We start from the raw sequence: 18931 nt of genomic DNA, 5'->3' as shown, positions 1-18931 counted from the left end.
ACCGCTTTCCCGTTTCGCTGAAGCGTTTATCCTCCGTCCCGACGATAGTACCGTGTGCCACTGGTCGGTTCGGAGCCGAACGTCGTCCTGATCCACTGCCACGATCTGGGTAGGCGAATCGGCTGTTACGACCGCGACGTCGACACGCCGGCGCTGGAGTCGCTCGCGGACGACGGTGCCGTGTTCGAGAACCACTTCGTGACCGCCCCGCAGTGCTCGCCGAGCCGCAGCAGCATCCACACCGGCGAGTTTCCCCACGTCAACGGGCTGATGGGGCTGGCCCACGGCCGCTGGGAGATCGACGATCGGTTCGCGACACTGCCCGCGGCCCTCGCGGAACGCGAGTACGAAACGTACCTGTTCGGGCTCCAGCACGCCGCGACGGATCCCCAGTCGCTCGGCTTCGAACACGTCTTTCCCGGCGGCGCCCGCACGTCGCCGGTTTCGCCGACGGATCACGCGGTCAACCGCGCCCGGGACGTCGCGCGGGCGTTCCGGTCGTTCCTCGACAACGATCCGCCCACGGAGCCATTTTTCGCCTCGCTCGGCTTCTTCGAGGCCCATCGCGTCCGACTGGACGACCGGTACGGGTTCGACGACGACAACTACGAGATGGCCGACCCCGCCGGCGTCGAGGCGCTACCGTACCTCCCCGACCGGGAGAGGATCCGCCGGGATCTCGCCGAGATGGAGGGGATGATCGAGGCGATCGACGAGGCCGTCGACGCCGTCCTCGACGCCCTCGACGCCGCCGACCTCGCGGACGACACGCTCGTTGTGTTCACGACGGAGCACGGCATCGCGTTCCCCCGCGCCAAGGGCTGTTGCTACGATCCCGGCATCGAGGCGGCGCTGCTGTTGCGATATCCCGGCGAGATCGACGGCGGCGAGCGCTACGACGAACTGGTGAGCAACGTCGACCTGTTCCCGACGATCCTCGAGATGGCCGACGGGACGGTGCTCGACGAGGTGTCCGGCCAGAGCTTCCTCCCGCTGTTCACCGATCAGGAACACTACCAGAGAGAGCTCGTGTTCGCCGAGATGACCTGGCACGACCGGTACAATCCGATACGAGCCGTCCGGACGGAGCGGTACAAGTACATCCGGAGCTTCTGGCACCTCCCGGACGTGTACATGACCGACGACATCCTGATGAGCGAGGCGGGACGAGCGGTCCGCGAGGAGTTCCAGTCGAATCCGCGTCCGTACGCCGAGCTGTACGATCTGGAGGCGGATCCGTACGAGCGTGACAATCTCGCCGAGGACGACCAGTACCGGCACGTCCGGGACGAACTCGAACGGCGGCTCGTCGCGTGGATGCGCAGAACCGAGGATCCGCTGCTGAGCGGCCCGATACCGCCGGCCGACTACGACGAGATCGTTCCCTGGTGAGAAATCGACAGCCGGTCGTGGAGTTCGGACGGCGCTGCGGTCGTCAGCTCGCGTCGGAGAGCGCCTGCGAGAACTCGTCGACGGGCAGCACCGAGTAATCGACCGACAGCGTGTCCTGGGTCGCGCGGATCTTGCCGACGAACGACGAGATATCCTCCAGCCCGCCCTCCAGGATGAACAGCTCCATGCAGTAGTGATCGCCGACGTGGCTGTGGAAGTTCGAGGCCACGAGGTCCTCGTGCTCGTGGCGCAGGTGCATCATCCGCTCCTCGACGCTTGTGGTCTCGTAGTCGAAGACGACGGTGACGACGCCCATCAGCTCCTTGTCCTCCAGGCGCCTGTCCTCGAACTCGCCGAGCAGGTTCCGCGAGGCCTCCCGGATCACCTCGCTGCGGCCGGTGTACCCGTGGTCCTCGGAGAACTCGTCGATCCGCTCCAGCAGCTCCTCCGGCATCGAGACGCTCACGACGGTCATGTATTAACTGACTGCGCTAGATCTATTAAGGATTGCTAACCGACGCGCGACGGCGCGACGAAGCGGCGGTGTGACGACACCGCTGCAGCGTGACGACGCCGCTGCGGAACGCCGTCACTCCCCGTCCAGCGACTGCCAGGAGAGCCGCAGATTCCGGGCGGCGGAAGTCTGGTCGATCCGCCGGGCTGCGGTCCGCTGCGGGGCGTCGGCCGCGGCGTCCGCATCCTCGCTCATCACGGCGTCGAACGCGGCCGCGAGCTGGTCGAGCGAGTCCTTGCTCTCGACCTCGGTGGGCTCGGTCATCAGCGCCTCGGGGACGATCTCGGGCCACTTCGTCGTCGGCGGGTGGACGCCGAAATCGAGCATCCGCTTCGCCACTTCGGCCGCGTCGCGGTCGCCCGCACTGGCGACGAACTCGTGGTGGAACGGCCCGTACGGAACATCCAGGTCGATCTGCTCGGCGAGGTAGTTCGCGTTGAGCACGGCCTTCGCGCTGGCGTCGGCGAGCCCGTCGTCGCCGAGGCGGGCGATGTAGGCGTAGGCCTTGACGAGCACGAGCCAGTTGCCGTCGAACCCGTGGACCTTGCCGACCGAGTGGTCGGGCTCGAAGCGCTCGTACCCCATCTCGTCCGGCCGGATTCGGGGCGCGGGGAGAAACGGCGCGAGCTTCTCGGCGACGCCGATGGGGCCCGCGCCCGGCCCGCCGCCGCCGTGTGGCGTCGCGAACGTCTTGTGGACGTTGTAGTGCATGATGTCGAAGCCCATGTCGCCGGGGCGAGCGCGTCCGAGCAGGGCGTTGAGGTTCGCGCCGTCGTAGTACAGCAGCCCGCCGACGTCGTGGACCGCCTCGGCGATCGCCTCGATGTCGCGCTCGAACAGCCCGAGCGTGTTGGGGTTCGTGAGCATCAGCGCCGCCGTGTTTTCGGACAGCGCCCCCTCCAGGGCGTCGAGGTCGACGCGGCCGTCCTCGCCGCCCGGCAGCTCGACGACGTCGTAGCCCGCCAGCGCCGCGCTGGCGAAGTTGGTCCCGTGGGCGCTCTCGGGGACGATCACCTCGTCGCGATGGCCCTCGTCGTTGTGCTCGTGGTAGGCGCGCGCGACGAGGATGCCGGCGAACTCGCCGGCGGCGCCGGCGGGCGGCTGCAGCGAGACGGCGTCCATTCCGCCGATCCGGCCGAGATAGTCCTGCAGCCGGTAGAGCAGCTCCAGCGTGCCCTGCTGCCGGCGCTCGGGACGGTCGGGGTGGACCGCGGCGTCGGCCAGCGCGGCGACGTCCTCGGTGAACTTGGGGTTGTACTTCATCGTGCAGCTCCCCAGGGGGTAGGGCCCGCTGTCGACGCCGTAGGTCATCTGCGAGAGCCGCGTGTAGTGGCGCGCGAGCTCAGGCTCGGAGAGCTCGGGGAGCGTCAGTTCGTCTCGCGTGAGGTCGTCGGGGAGCGGGGAGCCGGAGTCGGCCTCGCTCGACGCCGCATCGGCGCCGCCGGTCCCACCGTCGTCGCTCCCTCCGCCGCCGATCTCGACGGTCGTCTCGTCCTTCTCGGAGAGCAGCGGCTCGTAGACGTCCTCGTCGTCGCGGGACCAGCGTGCTTGATTGTACTTCATGCCGTCACCTCCTCGAACGCGGCGACGAACTCGTCGAGCGTCGCATCGTCGTGGTCGGTCGCACAGATCTGCACCAGATCGTCGTCAAGGGCGTGGACCGCGAACCCGCGGTCGGCCAGGTCGGCGGCGATTTCGTCAGCCGACGAGTCGGTGCGCGCGACGAACTCGCGGAAGTGGTGCCGGTCGTGGACCGGCGCCTCGACGCCCGGAACGGCGTCGAGACGGGCTGCGAGCTCCTGGGCCTGTTCGACTGCGCGCTCGGCTTCCTCGACCAGCCCCGAAGGCCCGAGCCAGGCGGCGTGGATCGCGGTCCGGAGAGCGACCCACGCCTGATTCGTGCAGATGTTGCTCGTCGCTCGCTCCTTGCGGATGTGCTGCTCGCGGGTCTGTAAGGTGAGCGTGTAGGCGCGGCGTCCGCCGGCGTCGTCGCTGGCGCCCACGAGTCGACCGGGGACCTGTCGGACGTAGTCCTCGCGCGTCGCGAACAGTCCCAGACCCATCCCGTAGCTCGCGGGGAGCCCGAGTACGCTCGCGTCGCCGACCACGACGTCGGCGCCGACGCTCGCCGGTTCTTCGAGCAGCGAGAGCGCGATCGGGTCCGAGCCGAGACAGAACAGCGCGTCGTTGTCGTGGGTCAGATCGGCGACGTCACCGAGACCTTCCTCGATCGCGCCGCGAACCGTCGGCGTCTCGGCGTACACCATGACGGCGTCGTCGTCGAGCAGGTCGTCGAGAGCCGCCAGATCGACGTTTCCGTCGGCCATCGAGTAGCTTTCGACGGTCAGGTCCGTTCCCGAGACGTAGTTCGCCAGCACGTCCCGGCGCTCGGCGCGCAGGTGTTCGGGAACGAGCACCCTGTGGCCGCTCGCGCTGCGAACCCGATCGGCCAGCGTCGCCGCCTCGCCCAGCGCCGTCGCGGCGTCGTACATCGAGCAGTTCACGATCTCTAACCCCGTGAGCTCGACGAACAGCGACTGGTACTCGAACAGAACCTGCAGGAACCCCTGTGCGATCTCGGGCTGGTACTGCGTGTAGGAGGTCAGAAACTCCGAGCGCTGCGAGATATGGTCGACCAGCGACGGCACGTAGTGGTCGTAGTGCCCCCGGCCGAGCAGTTCGACGAGATCGTCGTTCCGGCCGAGCATCGACCGGAGCTCCTCACGAATCTCGCGCTCGCCGCGCGCGTCGATGCCGAACTCGCCGTCGAAGCGCACCGATTCGGGCACGTCGAACAGCTCCTCGGCCGAGTCGACGCCGACCGCCGACAGCATCGCCGCGGTCTCGGACTCGCCGTGGGGAGCGTACGGGCTCCCGCCTGCCGATTCGCGCGTCACGGGCGCCCCCTCGTCGCCCGCCGCTTGCTGACTGCGTCTATCACGTCCGTTCGTTGCCGCCAGGGGCATATCAGGACCCCGGTTTTTCCGGCACTTCGTACGCGATAAATCCCATAGTGCGATAGCAAATCCACTTCAGCGCCGATCGGCGCCACCGACTTCCGTCCGGTCCTCGAACGAATAGGTATGGAAGGCGATACCGACGGTGGCGTCCGCGTCTGGCTCGTCGAGCGGACGTATTCGGACGACGAGCAGAACCTGATCATTCTCACGTACGCGACTCCCGACGGCGAGCGGTACTTCCGGAAGGAGCGGGCGCTGACCTCCTTTACCGACGTCCGCGACACGACGGCGGCGGTCGACGCCGAGCCGGGAAATCTCGGGGCCGTCGACGACGCCGATCTTCGGGAGCAGTACGCCGCCGAAGCCCAGCGAATGGCGGAGGTTCACGAGCCCGACGACGTGATCTGAGGCGGAGCGGCGCGAGCTTGCCGGGGGCGGCACCGCAACCGCGCTCGCAGCACGGTTTTAGGCCGCCGACCCGTACCCCCAGCTATGCGCGAACTCGCCTTCGCCCTAGAGTACGAGCCGGGCTGCAACAGGGTTGCCGACACGCTCGCGGAGCACCCGGACGCCCGGATCCGGTCGCTCTCCTTGCACGCGACCGACGAGAAGCTCTGGCGAGTCGACCACGCGACGGGGTCGCCCGACGCGCTCGACGCGATCGAGGACGCCTTTCTGACGGCCGATTACTACGCCGACTGCCTGGCGACCGAGCACTGCGGGGCAACCCAGTCGACGGAAGTGCTCGAACACACCGACGACGCGCTCGTGCTGTACTCGTACTGGGAGCGCACTCCCAACTGCGACTCGGTGCCCCACATCGCTCGCGACCATCTCGGCGACGGCGTGCTGTTCGAGACGCGCCACGAGGGGCGCCACTACACCTGGCGGCTGGTCCACTCCGGCGAGGGCGACGTGGGCGAGTTCTTCGACGACCTGAAGGAGGCGGTCGGCGACTGCGCGCGCACGGAGATGCTCCGGACCGGCGAGAGCGCGGCGTCGCCGGGCGAGGCCGGCAGTCGCGAGGCGAACGAGCTGACGCCGCAGCAGGAGGCCGCGCTCAGGGCTGCGGTCGAGCACGGCTACTACGAATCGCCGCGGGCGGTCGACGTCGGCGAACTCGCCGACCACCTAGACGTTCCCCGGTCGACGCTGACCTACAGGCTCCGGCGGGCCGAGGAGCAACTGGCGAAGCGACACGTCGCCGAGGAACCGGGCGTCGAGGGCCCATCGGCGTCGCTCTGATCGGTGGCTCCGGGTGGGTGACGCGGCTCGAATCCGAGTTGGAATATTCCAACTAAGGCTTATCGACGTACCGCCCCAACCCTGATCTGATGACAGAGAAGTCGGACCAGGGTGCGGAGGCGGGGGGCGGAGAGCGGCGCGAGCTGACCGCTCGCTTCTCCGTCCCCGAGATGGACTGCCCGTCCTGTGCCGGGAAAGTCGACAAGAGCCTCAAGCGGGTCGACGGCGTCGTCGACGCCACCGAGCAGCCGACGACGGGAACGGCGACGGTGACCTACGACCCCGATCGGACCGATCGGTCCGCTCTCGTCGCGGCGATCGAGGGCGCGGGTTACGAGGTCGTCGGTGGCGACGGCGAAGAGACGGACGGCGAGGACGCCAGCGCCGGCGGCGTCGACGTCGCGCCGCCCGCCGAGATCTGGACGAGCACGCGCGCGATCAAGACCTGGATCGGGGCCGTCCTCGTGGCGTTCGGGCTCCTGTTCGAGTTCGTCCTGACGGGGCTCAATCCGGAGGTCGCGAGCGTGCTCGACTACCCGCTCTCGCTCGCGGACGTGCTGTTCGTCGGCGCCGTCGTCGCAAGCGGACTCCCCGTGATCCGTGGCGGCTACTACTCGGCGCGCCAGCGCAGCCTGGACATCGACCTGCTGATGGGGACCGCGATCGTCGCGGCGACGGGGATCGGCTACTTCGTCGAGGCGGCGACGCTCGCGGTGCTGTTTAGCGTCGCCGAGCTGCTGGAGGACTTCGCGATGGACCGGGCCCGGGACTCGCTGCGCGAGCTGATGGAGCTGTCGCCCGACGAGGCGACGGTCCGGCGCGGTGGAGAGGAGATCACGGTTCCGGCTGAAGAGGTCGAAGTGGGCGAGACGGTCGTCGTTCGGCCGGGCGAGAAGATCCCCCTCGACGGCGTCGTGCGGGAGGGCGAGAGCGCGGTCGACGAGTCGCCGATCACCGGCGAGAGCGTCCCGGTCGACAAGACGCCGGGCGACGAGGCGTTCGCGGGGTCGATCGCCGCCGAGGGATACCTCGAAATCGAGGTCACGTCGACCGCGGGCGACTCGACGCTCTCGCGGATCATCGAGATGGTTCAGGGCGCCCAGGCCGAGCAGACCGAAACCGAGCAGTTCGTCGACCGGTTCGCGGGCTACTACACGCCGGTTATCGTCGCGCTGGCGATTCTCACCGCCGCCGTGCCGCCGCTGCTGATCGACGGCTCGACGACGGTCGGGGCGGCCGGGTTCGCGCTCTCGCTCCCGGGCGACTGGGGCACCTGGTTCGTCCGCGGGCTCACCCTGCTGGTGATCGCCTGCCCCTGCGCGTTCGTGATCTCGACGCCCGTCTCGGTCGTCTCGGGGATCACCAGCGCCGCGAAGAACGGCGTCCTCATCAAGGGCGGCAACTACCTCGAAGCGATGGGCGAGGTGGACACCGTCGCCCTCGACAAGACGGGGACGCTCACGAAGGGGGAGTTGGCGGTCACCGACGTCGTCCCGACGGACGGCGGCGACGCCGACGACCTGCTGCGGCGCGCCGCCGCGCTGGAGCGCCGGAGCGAGCACCCGATCGCGCGGGCGATCCTCGACCGGGCCGACGAGACGGGCGTCGACGACCTGCCCGAGCCCTCGGAGTTCGAGAGCCTGACGGGGAAGGGCGTCCGCGCCGACCTCGACGGTCGGACGTTCTACGCGGGCAAGCCCGCGCTGTTCGAGGAACTCGGCGTCGACCTCTCGAACGCGGGCGTCGGAGCCGCGGGGAGCCGGCGGACCGACGGCGGGTCGGTCGCGACGGCGTCCGACGCCGATAGAGAGCCCGACGCAGGCGCCGAAGACGAGCCGGACGCCGACGTCGGGTCGGTCGCCGACCGAATCCGGGCGCTCGAACGCGAGGGCAAAACGGTCGTGCTCGTCGGGACCGAGTCCGAACTGCTCGGCGTCGTCGCGGTCGCCGACGAGGTCCGACCCGCCTCGAAACGCGCCGTCGAGCGCCTGCGCGACCTCGGCGTCGGCCGAGTCGTGATGCTCACCGGCGACAACGAGGGGACCGCGCGGGCGATCGCCGAGGAGGTCGGCGTCGACGAGTACCGTGCCGAGCTGCTGCCCGACGAGAAGGTCGACGCGATCGAGGCGCTGCAATCGGAGTACGGGAGCGTCGCGATGGTCGGCGACGGCGTCAACGACGCGCCGGCGCTGGCGACCGCGAACGTCGGCGTCGCGATGGGCGCGGCGGGCACCGACACGGCCCTGGAGACGGCCGACATCGCGCTGATGGGTGACGACGTCGGGAAGCTGCCGTACCTGTACGACCTGTCCCACCGGGGCAACGCCGTCATCCGGCAGAACATCTGGTCGAGCCTCGGCGTCAAGGCGCTGCTGGCGTTCGGCGTCCCGCTGGGCTACGTCTCGGTCGCGCTGGCGGTGGTCGTCGGCGACATGGGGATGAGCCTCGGCGTGACGGGCAACGCGATGCGGCTCTCGCGCGTGACGCCCGACCGGTTCGAGGGCGATGCGGTGGCGGGAGACCAGTAACGGGAGCGGGGAACGACGGGCGCGACGCCGAAACTCGGCGTCCGTCTACCGCTGTGACTCCCGGAGGATCAGCGGGCCGATCGCCAGCGTCCGCTTGGCGACCGGCGCGATCCGGAGGATGTAGGCGACAAAGAGGAGGAACGGGATCAGCGAGATCGTGAAGGCCGCCGCGAACACCCAGGTGACGGTCGGGATCGACAGGAAGGCGCCCGTGAACGTCGCCGAGCCGACGAACGTGAGCATGCCGCCGGCGACGACCAGCGCGGGGATCGCCGCGTAGAGGATGTACACCGAGAGGTCGACGAGCGCCCACTGGAAGTACAGCGTCTTGATGTGCTCGCGGGCCGGACCGAACATCGCCAGGGCCGACTGGAGTTCGTCGAACGCCTCCCGCTGGTCCTCGTCGAGCTCGTCGCCGAACTCGTCGACGATGCGCTCGACCTGGTAGATCTTCCAGCCGTAGTTGAAGTTCAGCGCGGCGAACAGCACGTCGAACGTGCCGAACTGGGCGCCGTCGAGCTCGTCCTGAACCTCCTCGGCGTTGCCGTGAAGGCTGTCGACGAACTCGCCGGTCTGGCTTTTCAGCTCCTCGTTGTCGCTTCCGCTGACGACGCGATCGACCACCTCCGCGCGTCGTTCGGTCTCCTCGGCGAGGTACCCGAGGAACGCCGAGGGGTCGGCCGGGACGACGGTGCCGAACAGGTCCTTCGTGTAGGTCCGGAAGTCCATCGCGTCGCTCATCCGCTTTCGCTGGTCGCCCAGCGGGCCGTTCTCCTGGGAAAGCACGAGCTGGCTGATCGTGACGACCAGCGTGGTCCCCGTGATGATCGCGCTGACCATCGTCGAGAACGTCGTCTCGATGGTGTCGTCGGTGGTGAGCTGAGCGGACAGGGGCGGCTCCAGGAGTACGCTCAGTCCCAGAAACGACAGGAACACGAGCGCGGCAAATCCGCCCGTCAGGACGAACCGATTCGTCCGGAACAGCAGCCAGATCTTGACCCGACTCTCGTCGGCCCGACCGCGCATCGTGTCCGCGGTGCCGATGTCGCCGTTGCTGTCGCCCGCGCTCATCCGTCGTCCCGCGGCCGCTCGCCGGCGTCGGCCGGGCGCTTGAGCAGCAGGTACTTCGTCCCGCCGCCGGTGTACTCGATCGTCTCGACGAGTTCCCAGCCCTCCGCGCCGAGCTCGTTGAGCTCCTCGATCGGATCCCGGGCTTCCTTCTGGGTCGGCTCCCGGGGCGGTCTGAGGCTACGGTACTCCCATTCCGATGGACGGTTGTCGCTCACGAGAACACGTTCGACCGTTCGGCATAAGCACATTTCCCCGTTCGCCGGGGCGCGGCGTCGTTTCGATGCGGGGTGGTCGCCGCGCGAACGCCGTGACCGCCTAAAAGAAGTCGTCGAGGCCGGACTGGTCGTCGTCTTCCTCGGCGGCTTCGGCGTCCGCGTTGCCGTCGGACGACGCGGCGTCCGCGTCGCCCCCCTCGGCAGCGCTCGCATCGCCGTCCTTCGAATCGACGTCACCCGCGCTGGCCGCGAGCGTCGCCTGGCCGTCGGCGTCGCCATCGTCACCCTCCTCTCCGTCACGGTCCTCGTCACCGTCTGCGTTCTCGGGCGCGTCGTCCGTCGAGCGCGTCGCGCCCTCGAACGCGCCGCCGGAGTGCTCGACGGCGGCGTCCTCCCGCAGTTCCTCGGCGTCCTCGACGATCGACTGGATCTTGTTGGTGTCCTCGCCGCTGCCGGTGACGAACGACAGTTCCTTCGCGTCGAGGTCGTAGGCGGCGGCCATCCGCACGGTGAGCTCGCGGTTCTTGCAGTGGTGGGTCATCACCGAGAGGAAGGGAAGCACCCGGCGTCGGGCCGTCCCGATGCTGGTCCCGCTGGTCTCGGCGATCCGCCGCGCGATGCCGTCCCGCGTCTGGCGGGTCCCCTTCGAGCGCCCGAGCTTCGACCAGTAGCTCGGCGGGCCGTAGCGGGTCCAGCCGCCCTTCGAACCCTGGCGGGCCGCGGCGACGCCGGCGGTCATGTTGTCGCCGGCGTAGCGCCAGTAGGAGTAGTTCTGGGTCGCCCGCACGCGGCCGAGCCAGCGGTCGGCGTTCGCCAGGTAGCCGTAGGCGTCGGCGAGTTCGCGGCCCTCGTAGTCCTTGGGCATGTTGTCCTCGATCCAGTTGATCATGTCGTCGGGCGTCTCGTCGACGTCGTAGGACGCCTTCAGCGCCTCCTCGGCGTCTAACTTCTTGATCACGTCGTCAAGGTAGTCGAAGATGCCCTCCGTCGTGTCGCGCTCGCCGGTCATCACGTCGTCGACGGTCAGCGTCTCGGTCTGCTCGGCGACGGCCTGCAGGTCGTTGATCGCCGACCGCAGGTCGCCGCTGGTCTGCTCGGCGATCTTCTGCAGCGCATCGTCCTCGAACTCCACGCCCTCCTGCCGACAGATATCCCGCAGCACGGGAACGATCGAGCGCGTCGAGACGTCGCGGAACTCGATCTCCTCGCAGGCGTTGCGCAGGCTCTGGGACATGTCGTAGAACTCGTTGGCGATCAGCACGATCGGCTGATTCGCGTCCTTGACGACGCCGGTGACCGCTCGCGAGCCGCCGTAGTCGGCGTTGCCGTGGAAGTTGTCCGCCTCGTCCATGATGACGAGTCGTCGCCCGGCGCCCCCGGCGGTCAGCGTCCCGCTCTTGGAGGCTTCGCCCGCGATCCGGTCGATCACGTCGCCCTGGCGCTGGTCGCTGGCGTTGAGTTCCATCACCGGCCAGCCCATGTCGTTGGCCAGCGCGTGGGCCGCGGAGGTCTTGCCGATCCCCGGGCTCCCGTGGACGATCGCCGCCTTCCGGTGGTCCTCCCAGGACTCGGCCCACTCCTTGAGCGCGTCGCGGGCCTTGTCGTTCCCCCGGACCTCGGCGAGGGTGTCGGGGCGGTACTTCTCCGTCCAGTCGGTCATTGCACGGTGGTAGGGACGAACCGCGTTTAGTGGTTGCGGAGCGGCGCGCCGTCACCACGAGGTCGGAGACGTCTCGGCCTGCATCGCAGTTCCTCCCGCGGACGTTGACGCCGCGACCAATCTCTTTCACCCCCTCGGTTTTGGCCCGCTAGGTGGCATCTCACGTATGCCCAGCCTCTCAGAAGCGACCGACCTCGCGAAGCGCGTGTTCGGCGAGTTCTCCGAAAAGAACGTCTCGTTCATGGCCGGCGGGATCGCGTACAACGCCTTCATCTCGCTGGCGCCGCTACTGATCTTGCTGTTTCTGGTCGTCTCGACGCTCGGCGGCGGCCTCGAACAGCGCGTCGTCGACTCGGCGGGCACCTGGCTGCCCGGCCCGATCGCCGACGTCGTCGCCCAGCTGTTCCAGGGCGACGGGTCGTCCGGCGGCGCCTCCGCAATCGGCCTGATCGTGCTGATCTGGGGGACGCTCAAGATCTTCCGCGGGCTCGACACGGCGTTCTCGGAGATCTACGAAACCGTCGACGAGAACTCCTTTAGCGACAAGCTGAAAGACGGCGTCGTCGTGCTCGGGGCGCTCGTCGTCGCCATCGTGGCGACGGTCGGCGTCAGCGCCGCCTTCGCCGTGCTCTCGGACACGATCCCCTTTATCGGGCTGTTGACACCGCTCGTGTTGTTGGCGGGGCTCGCGATCGCCTTCTTCCCGATGTACTACGTGTTCCCCGACGCCGACCTCGAACCGCGCGAGGTGTTACCGGGCGTCGCGTTCGCGGCGGTCGGCTGGGCGGCGCTGCAGGGGCTCTTTCAGGTGTATCTCGCGTTTTCCGATCCAGGCGCGGGGAGCTTCTTCGGCGGCGTCATCGTGCTCGTGACGTACCTGTACTTCTCGGGGCTGGTGCTCCTGCTGGGCGCGGTGATCAACGCGGTGGTCGGCGACCACTCCACCGGGAAGCCGGGCGGCGTCGGCCGGGGGGCGGCGAGCAACGCAGAGGAGGGGAGCGAACGCACGCTCGACCGCAGCCAGGTCGCCGCGTACCTCTGGACGCTGCGGGAGGATCTGACCGGCTACTACGGCGAGACGCGGCCCGCCGACGAGGACGAGCACCCGCGTCCGGACGGCGACGTTCGGGTGATCGAGCATTCGGAACCGGAGGGCGACGAGGAAACGTGGACGGTCACGCTCCAGTGGGAGTCGGACGGCGAGTCGCTCGATCGCGTACCGTCGGACGACCGCGTGCCCTCGGACGACCACACGCACTCGGGCGACGGGCGGCCGGCCGACGACTGATCGCCGCTGCCGTGAGCGGCGTCACTCCCCGCCGGATCCGGTCGCGTCGGTGCCGTCTCCGGCGTCCGCGCCGGCGGAATCGTCGAGCACGTCGTCGGATCCGTCGCCGGCGTCGGTTTCTCTAAGGACGACCGTCGAGATCCGGGTCCCGTCGACGGCCTCGACCGTCGCGGCGTAGCCGTCGAGTTCGACGCGATCGCCCGTCGCGGGATCGCTGCCGAGCGCGCCCAGCACGACGCCGCCGATCGTGTCGTACTCGTCGTTCGCGAACGCGGCCCCGAGGCGCTCGTTGACCCGGTCGATCGGGACGCCGCCGTCGAGCTCCCAGGCGCCATCTTCGAGTTGTACCATCGAGGGCTCGTGATCGTCGAGGTCGAACTCGTCGGTGATCTCGCCGACCAGCTCCTCGAGAACGTCCTCGATCGTGAGGATCCCCTCGAGGGCGCCCCACTCGTCGATCACGACCGCCATCTGGACGTTGCGCGCCTGAAACTCCGAAAGGATGTCGTCGATCCGGCGCGTCTCGGGGACGACCAGCACCTCGCGCACCAGGTCGCGGGCGAGCGGTTCGCTCTCGCCGTCGTCCGCCGCGGCGCTCATCTCCTCGATCGCGCGCAGCACGTCTTTGGCGTGGACGAACCCCTCGACGGGCTCGTCGGTCTCCTCGTCGACGACGACGTACCGGGTGTAGGGCCCGGTGGCGGCGATCGACCGCAGCTCCGACAGCGGCGTTCGCGCGGCGACGGTCGCGACGTCGGGCCGGGGCGTCATCACCTCGCGGGCGATCGTGTCGCCCAAGTCGAACACTGACTCGATCATCTCGACTTCCTCGACGTCGATCGCGCCGTGCTCGCCCGACCGGCCGACGATCGTCAGGAGCTCCTCCTCGCTGTGGGTCTCCTCGGACTCGGAAGCCGGCGAGACGCCGATGAGACCGGTGAAGTAGTTCGCCGTGCCATTAAAGACGACGAGGCCGGGGATGAACAGGTAGTAGAACACCTTCATCGGCGCCGAGACCAGCAGGGCGATCCGCTCGGCCTCCTGGATCGCCAGCGTCTTCGGCGCCAGTTCGCCGAACACGACGTGCAGGAACGTGATGATCGAGAAGCCGATCGCGACCGCGACGATGTGGACAACACCCTCGGGAAGCACGGCGCCGAGCACCGGTTCGATCACGGCGGCGACGGCGGGCTCGCCGGCCCACCCCAGCCCCAGCGAGGACAGCGTGATGCCCAGCTGGGTGACCGCCAGGTAGTCGTCGAGGTTGTCCATCGCCTCCTGGACCCGCAGGGCGGCCTTCCCGCCCTCCTCGACCATCGCGTCGACGCGCGTCGCCCGGACCTTGACGAACGCGAACTCGGAGGCCACGAAGAAGCCGTTCAGTGCGACGAGGGCCAGCGCCAGCAGCAGTCTGGCGGCGGAAAAGACGAAATCGACCATAGTTTCTGGTACTACCCCTGGCCGACACAAAACGGTGCCGAACGGGGTCGTTCCGACGCTCGCGACGCGGAGCGACGTCGCGGGCGCTCGTCGGCGCCGCCGTTACCGACGCTCCGCGAGGAAAAACGGCTTCCCCACAGGATCGCCGCCCTCGTAGGCATCCGGATCGTCCGGATCGAGCACCTCGCCATCCTCGTCGTGTCCGAGCCGATCCGTGACGATCCACCAGTCCAGCACGTCGAATCCGGCGTCGACGATCATCTCGCGGGTCTCCTCGGGATCGGGGAAGCTCCACGCCATCTCGACGCCGCTGTCGAGCCAGTCGGGGTGCGAGCCCGCCCAGTCGGTGCCGCCCGAGGAGAGCAACAGGACGCCGCCGGGCCGGAGCACGCGGGCGAACTCCCCGATCACCGCGGCGTGGTCCGGGACGGGAACGTGGATGATCGAGTGGTACGCGCAGACGGCCTCGAACGCGTCGTCGTCGAACCCGAGATCGGTCATGTCGCCCCGTACGAGGTCGGCCCGCGGGACGACGTCGGCCGCCAGACCGAGCTGCTCGATCGAAAAGTCCAGCCCGATCACGTCGTGGATCGGCGTCAACCCGCTGGCGACGGGCGTCCCCTGCCCGCAACCCGCGTCGAGCACCCGCGCGCCGGCGGCGATTCGATCGCGGACCTCGTCGAGCAGCGACGCCTCCGCCGGCTCCTCGGATCGCTCCGCGAAGTGCGTCTCCGCGAGGTCGTCGTACGCTTCGCGGACGCGCTCGCGCTGGTCGGTCATGGTAACGTACAGCGCGATGCTGCGACTAAGCCTTTCTGCTCCCGGCGCCTGCGACGTCCTCGTCGTCGCCGACCACCAGCACCGGCACGGGGCTCGTCCGCACGAGCGCGTCGGTCGTGCTTCCCAGCAGTGCGCGCCTGAGGCCGGAGCGGCCGCGTCGCCCGAGGACGATCACGTCGGCGCCGCGCTCGTCCGCGTACGTCTCGATCACCTCGTCCGGGACGCCCTCCTCGATGGCGGTTTCGGCGTCGACGCCGGCCGCCGCGGCCCGCTCGGCGACGGCGTCGAGGATCTCGCTCCCCTCCGAACGCAGATTCGCCTCGACTTCCTCCGGGTCGACGATCGCGTTGTCGTAGGCGGTCCGGGTCTCGATCACGTAGATCGCGTGCAGCGCGGCGCCGTAGGTCGCCGCCAGATCGATCGCGCGCTCGGCCGCCCGATCGGCGGCGTCGCTGCCGTCGGTCGCCAGCAGGACGGTGTCGTACATGCGCGGGGGTACGCGCTCGACCGGCTTCATCCCCCGCCACGGGCCAGCGCCGTCGCTCCGGCCCGGCGACTGATTCGACGACGGTTTCCTGCTGGCGCCCCGAGCGTGCCGCACGAAGACCGATGAACGGACTGCGACCGCGGGTAACTCCGTCGTGATCTCGAAAGACCGCCTCCAGCGCCGGCAGGTCAGCGTGTACGCGATCGCCGTGCTGGCGGCGGTCGGGCTCGGCCTGGGCCGGCCGGCAGCGGCGCCGACGCTCGAACGGCTCGTCAACCCGGTTCTGGCGGTCCTGCTGTACGTCACCTTTCTCGAAATCCCGTTCGTCCGGATCCGGCGAGCGTTCGCGAACGGCCGGTTCGTGGCGGCCGCGCTCGGGATGAACTTTCTCGTCGTGCCGGCGATCGCCTGGGCGCTCACGCGCCCGCTCGCGGGGAACGCGGTCGTGCTCGTCGGCGCCTTCATGGTGTTGCTGACGCCGTGTATCGACTACGTCGTCCCGTTCACGAAGCTGGCCGGCGGCGACGCCGAGCAAGTTACGGCGGTGACGCCGGTGTTGATGCTCGTCCAGCTGCTCCTGTTGCCGCTGTACCTGTGGCTGTTCATGGGCCGGCGGGTCGCCGCGGCGATCGAGCCCGGCCCGTTCGTCGAGGCGTTCCTGATCATCATCGCGCTCCCGCTGGCGCTGGCGTGGCTCACCGAGCTCTGGGCCGAGCGCTCGCCGACCGGCGAGCGCTGGCAGGCGCGACTGGGCTGGCTGCCGGTGCCGATGATGGGCGCGACGCTGTTCGTCGTCATCGGCTCGCAGCTCCCCCGCGTGTACGACTCGATCGGGCGGGTCGCCGCGGCGGTCCCGGTGTACGTCGCCTTTCTCGTCGCGATGCCGCTGCTCGCCCGGCTGGCCGCGGGCTATCTCGGCATGGGCGTCGGCGAGGCCCGCGCGCTCGTGTTCACCTCGGTGACGCGGAACTCGCTGGTCGTCCTGCCGCTCGCGCTGGCGCTGCCGGCGGGCTACGAGCTGGTGCCCGCGGTCGTCGTGACCCAGACGCTCGTCGAACTGACGGGGATGGTCGCACTCACACGGCTGGTGCCGTCGCGGCTCGTTCCGGAGGCTCCGGGGCGGCTCTCGCTTCCAGAACTGGTTCAAGGCGACTGAGCCAGGGCGTCGGGACGGTTGAGCCGTTTACGGCGGATCAGCTCTGTCGCCGGTCCTCGAACAGTCGCCAGCCGACGACGCCGTAGCCCGACAGCAGGAGGACGAACCGCTCGCCGGTCATCGCAACCGGGAAGATCCGCTCGGCGTCGCTCCCGTCGGCGGTCGGTTTCACGCCGGTCCGGTAGTGCGTCTCGCCGACCGACCCCTCGGCGGTGGCGTTCGAGATGGTTCGAGAGCCGTCGGCCGCCCGGTCGAACTCGACGAACGTCTGGACGAACCCCCGCTCGTCGGAGTACAGCATCTGCCCCGAGAGGTCGTAGAACCGGTCGTGGAGCGGCCAGAACAGGTTGACGCCGTTGAAGAAGGCGTCGAGCAGGACGTGGGAGAACACGACCGCGACGAGCGCGACCGACGCCACACGGGCGCCGCGGGCACCCCAGCGCTCCAGCACGTACGACTCCTCGCGGCGCAGGTCCCACCACAGCGCCAGCCCCGCCAGCGTCGGCCAGACGAGGTTGTGCAGCACCGCGCGGTGGGTGCCGATCAGCCAGAGATCGAGGAACGTGTCGAGGTCGACCAGCGCCGAGGCGCCCATCACGAAGAGGATCACTCGCGCGTCGAACCGGTCGGCGAGCATCGCCGTCCCGATCAGGCCCGCGAGCGCGACGTGGACGAGCGTCGATGGCATACCACACGGTTGAGTTCTCGGCGCGCTTAGGGGTTTCGCGGGCTGGACTCGTTACGGTTCGGCGAGCGGGACGGGCCGTACGTTCGTCTCGTAGAGCAGTCGGTGTGACTACCCCGAAAGCCCTCGGTCCGCTCCTAGCAGCACCTGTGACTACAGCCGATGGAACTACCGCGAAAGCCCTCGGCCCGCTCGACGATGCTCTTCCGGATATCCTCACTGCGTTCGGATAGTGCCGGAGGAGCATCGTCGACCGAGCCTCGCCCTTTCAGTCCACCAGGGAAACCGCAACCGCTTGCGCGGGTCGCCTAACGGCGACCGCGCGCATCCCGACCCTCCCCCATGGGCGCGCCATAGACGGCGCGCCCGGCCACGCGGTTGCGGTGGCGCGCGCTGTCGAGCCTTCCATGGCGAGACAGCAGCGTGCGAGGGACGAGCGAAGAAGCAACGCGACTGAGCGAGTCGGTTGGGGAGGACGGGGATACCGTGGGAGGAATGAAAGGGGCCGCCGCGCTCGGTCCGGTGAGACGACGCAAGCACCGCAGGCCGAAGGCCGAGGAGCTCAGCGAGTCGCAACCGGTCGAGCGCGGCGGGGGCTTTCAGGGCGTTGGTAATCGTTGCTGGTGTTCCCAGGAACTCAATGCAGGCAACGCACCCGGATCGCCAACCTCCTGCTAGTTCGACGGGCGTCGAATTGTCCTTTCGATGCGCTTTTGGAACACTCCGACACACGGTAAGCCATGACCGAGCGTCAGGACCCCCGGCGGGACCTCGCCGAGAAGATCGCGGGCGAGATCACGCTCAGCGACGACCCCGGGGCGACGCTGCGCAAGTGGCGGACCGATTTCGACGTCTCCCAGACCGAACTCGCCGAGCACCTCGACGTCTCCTCGTCGGTCGTCAGCGACTACGAGAGCGGGCGCCGATCGAGCCCCGGCATCGGCGTCGTCGGGCGGATCGTCGACGGCCTGCTCGACATCGACGAGCGCCGCGGCGGCGACCGCATCCGCCAGTACGCCCGCGTCGTGTCGGCGGGCTTCGAGAGCGACGTCGTGCTCGACCTGCGGGAGTACTCCGCGACGATCCCCCTCTCCCGGTTCTACGACGCCATCGACGCGACCGAGATCACCGAGGGGAGCCAGGACTCGATCACCGGCCACACCGTGATCGACAGCATCCGGGCGATCACCCGGCTCTCCAGCGAGGAGTTCTACCGGATGTACGGTCAGAGCACGAACCGCGCGCTCGTCTTCACGGGCGTCACGCGCGGGGAGTCTCCGCTGGTCGCGCTGCGCGTGGTCAACCCGACGCCCAACGCCGTCGTGCTCCACGGACTCGAACCCGACGAACTCTGGGAGCACGCCCCGAAGCTGGCGACGATCGACGACTACTCGCTGGCGGTCTCGAACGCCGACCTCGACGAGATGCTCGAGTCGATGCGCGAGCTCCCCTGACGACAGGGCGTTCAATACGCATCTCTACCAATGGTTCAGTATTCAAAGTAACGTTA

General features: G+C 68.9%; 17 protein-coding genes. 7 read left to right on the top strand and 10 right to left on the bottom strand.

Annotated elements, in window-relative coordinates; genetic code table 11:
* Positions 1–60: 60 nt before the first annotated feature.
* Entirely contained in the window at positions 61–1392 is a 1332-nt protein-coding gene (locus ABDZ81_RS12690; RefSeq protein ID WP_343774386.1) for a sulfatase family protein, read from the top strand.
* Positions 1393–1435: 43 nt separating this feature from the next.
* Here ABDZ81_RS12690 and nikR read toward each other — a convergent pair whose 3' ends face one another.
* The 3 genes from nikR to gcvPA form a co-directional block, all read right to left on the bottom strand.
* On the bottom strand, positions 1436–1867 hold the full coding sequence (gene nikR / locus ABDZ81_RS12685; RefSeq protein ID WP_343774363.1) for a nickel-responsive transcriptional regulator NikR: 432 nt from the start codon (positions 1865–1867) through the stop codon (positions 1436–1438).
* 114 nt (positions 1868–1981) lie between these two features.
* On the bottom strand, positions 1982–3469 hold the full coding sequence (gcvPB, locus tag ABDZ81_RS12680; RefSeq protein WP_343774362.1) for an aminomethyl-transferring glycine dehydrogenase subunit GcvPB: 1488 nt from the start codon (positions 3467–3469) through the stop codon (positions 1982–1984).
* Complete coding sequence (gene gcvPA, locus ABDZ81_RS12675) at positions 3466–4872, bottom strand: aminomethyl-transferring glycine dehydrogenase subunit GcvPA (RefSeq protein ID WP_343774361.1); 1407 nt, start codon at positions 4870–4872, stop codon at positions 3466–3468. Before gcvPA ends, gcvPB begins: the two co-directional genes overlap by 4 nt.
* A gap of 117 nt (positions 4873–4989) precedes the next feature.
* Here gcvPA and ABDZ81_RS12670 point away from each other — a divergent pair, with 117 nt between their 5' ends.
* From ABDZ81_RS12670 to ABDZ81_RS12660, 3 genes are all read left to right on the top strand, one after another.
* Positions 4990–5274 carry a DUF7967 family protein gene (locus ABDZ81_RS12670; protein ID WP_343774360.1) on the top strand — a complete coding sequence of 95 codons (285 nt, stop codon included), beginning with the start codon at positions 4990–4992 and terminating at the stop codon, positions 5272–5274.
* 84 nt (positions 5275–5358) lie between these two features.
* Positions 5359–6111, top strand: a complete 753-nt coding sequence (locus tag ABDZ81_RS12665; protein ID WP_343774359.1) for a helix-turn-helix domain-containing protein — start codon at positions 5359–5361, stop codon at positions 6109–6111.
* Positions 6112–6200: 89 nt separating this feature from the next.
* Positions 6201–8639, top strand: coding sequence for a heavy metal translocating P-type ATPase (locus tag ABDZ81_RS12660; RefSeq protein ID WP_343774358.1), 2439 nt, complete (start codon positions 6201–6203; stop codon positions 8637–8639).
* Between the two features lie 45 nt (positions 8640–8684).
* Here the strand turns inward: ABDZ81_RS12660 and ABDZ81_RS12655 are convergent, their stop codons facing one another.
* The 3 genes from ABDZ81_RS12655 to ABDZ81_RS12645 form a co-directional block, all read right to left on the bottom strand.
* A complete protein-coding gene (locus ABDZ81_RS12655; protein ID WP_343774357.1) occupies positions 8685–9710 on the bottom strand; it encodes a DUF7972 family membrane protein in 1026 nt (341 codons plus the stop codon).
* Complete coding sequence (gene sp36 / locus ABDZ81_RS12650; protein WP_343774356.1) at positions 9707–9925, bottom strand: Sp36 family protein; 219 nt, start codon at positions 9923–9925, stop codon at positions 9707–9709. The genes ABDZ81_RS12655 and sp36 overlap by 4 nt, the downstream gene beginning before the upstream one ends.
* Positions 9926–10025: 100 nt before the next feature.
* Positions 10026–11585: a replication factor C large subunit gene (locus ABDZ81_RS12645; RefSeq protein WP_343774355.1), complete on the bottom strand. Its 1560-nt coding sequence runs from the start codon at positions 11583–11585 to the stop codon at positions 10026–10028.
* Positions 11586–11751: 166 nt separating this feature from the next.
* Between ABDZ81_RS12645 and ABDZ81_RS12640 the strand changes: the two genes are divergently transcribed.
* Entirely contained in the window at positions 11752–12873 is a 1122-nt protein-coding gene (locus tag ABDZ81_RS12640; protein ID WP_343774354.1) for a YihY/virulence factor BrkB family protein, read from the top strand.
* A 21-nt stretch (positions 12874–12894) separates the two neighbouring features.
* Here ABDZ81_RS12640 and ABDZ81_RS12635 read toward each other — a convergent pair whose 3' ends face one another.
* From ABDZ81_RS12635 to ABDZ81_RS12625, 3 genes are all read right to left on the bottom strand, one after another.
* The gene (locus ABDZ81_RS12635) at positions 12895–14313 is read right to left on the bottom strand and encodes a hemolysin family protein (protein WP_343774353.1); all 1419 of its coding nucleotides are present in this window, start codon (positions 14311–14313) and stop codon (positions 12895–12897) included.
* 102 nt (positions 14314–14415) lie between these two features.
* The gene (locus tag ABDZ81_RS12630; RefSeq protein WP_343774352.1) at positions 14416–15093 is read right to left on the bottom strand and encodes a class I SAM-dependent methyltransferase; all 678 of its coding nucleotides are present in this window, start codon (positions 15091–15093) and stop codon (positions 14416–14418) included.
* 25 nt (positions 15094–15118) lie between these two features.
* A complete protein-coding gene (locus ABDZ81_RS12625) occupies positions 15119–15580 on the bottom strand; it encodes a universal stress protein (RefSeq protein WP_343774351.1) in 462 nt (153 codons plus the stop codon).
* 154 nt (positions 15581–15734) lie between these two features.
* Here ABDZ81_RS12625 and ABDZ81_RS12620 point away from each other — a divergent pair, with 154 nt between their 5' ends.
* Entirely contained in the window at positions 15735–16736 is a 1002-nt protein-coding gene (locus ABDZ81_RS12620; protein ID WP_343774350.1) for an arsenic resistance protein, read from the top strand.
* Positions 16737–16773: 37 nt separating this feature from the next.
* Here ABDZ81_RS12620 and ABDZ81_RS12615 read toward each other — a convergent pair whose 3' ends face one another.
* Positions 16774–17424 (bottom strand): metal-dependent hydrolase, encoded by a 651-nt coding sequence (locus ABDZ81_RS12615; RefSeq protein WP_343774349.1) that lies wholly within the window; start codon positions 17422–17424, stop codon positions 16774–16776.
* Between the two features lie 737 nt (positions 17425–18161).
* Between ABDZ81_RS12615 and ABDZ81_RS12610 the strand changes: the two genes are divergently transcribed.
* Complete coding sequence (locus tag ABDZ81_RS12610; RefSeq protein ID WP_343774348.1) at positions 18162–18875, top strand: helix-turn-helix domain-containing protein; 714 nt, start codon at positions 18162–18164, stop codon at positions 18873–18875.
* Positions 18876–18931 lie beyond the last annotated feature (56 nt).

It is taken from the genome of Natronoarchaeum mannanilyticum (assembly GCF_039522665.1).
GTDB classification, from domain to species: Archaea; Halobacteriota; Halobacteria; order Halobacteriales; family Natronoarchaeaceae; genus Natronoarchaeum; species Natronoarchaeum mannanilyticum.
Note: the sequence above shows the minus strand (reverse complement) of the source record. Positions and strands in the feature narration are given on the sequence as shown.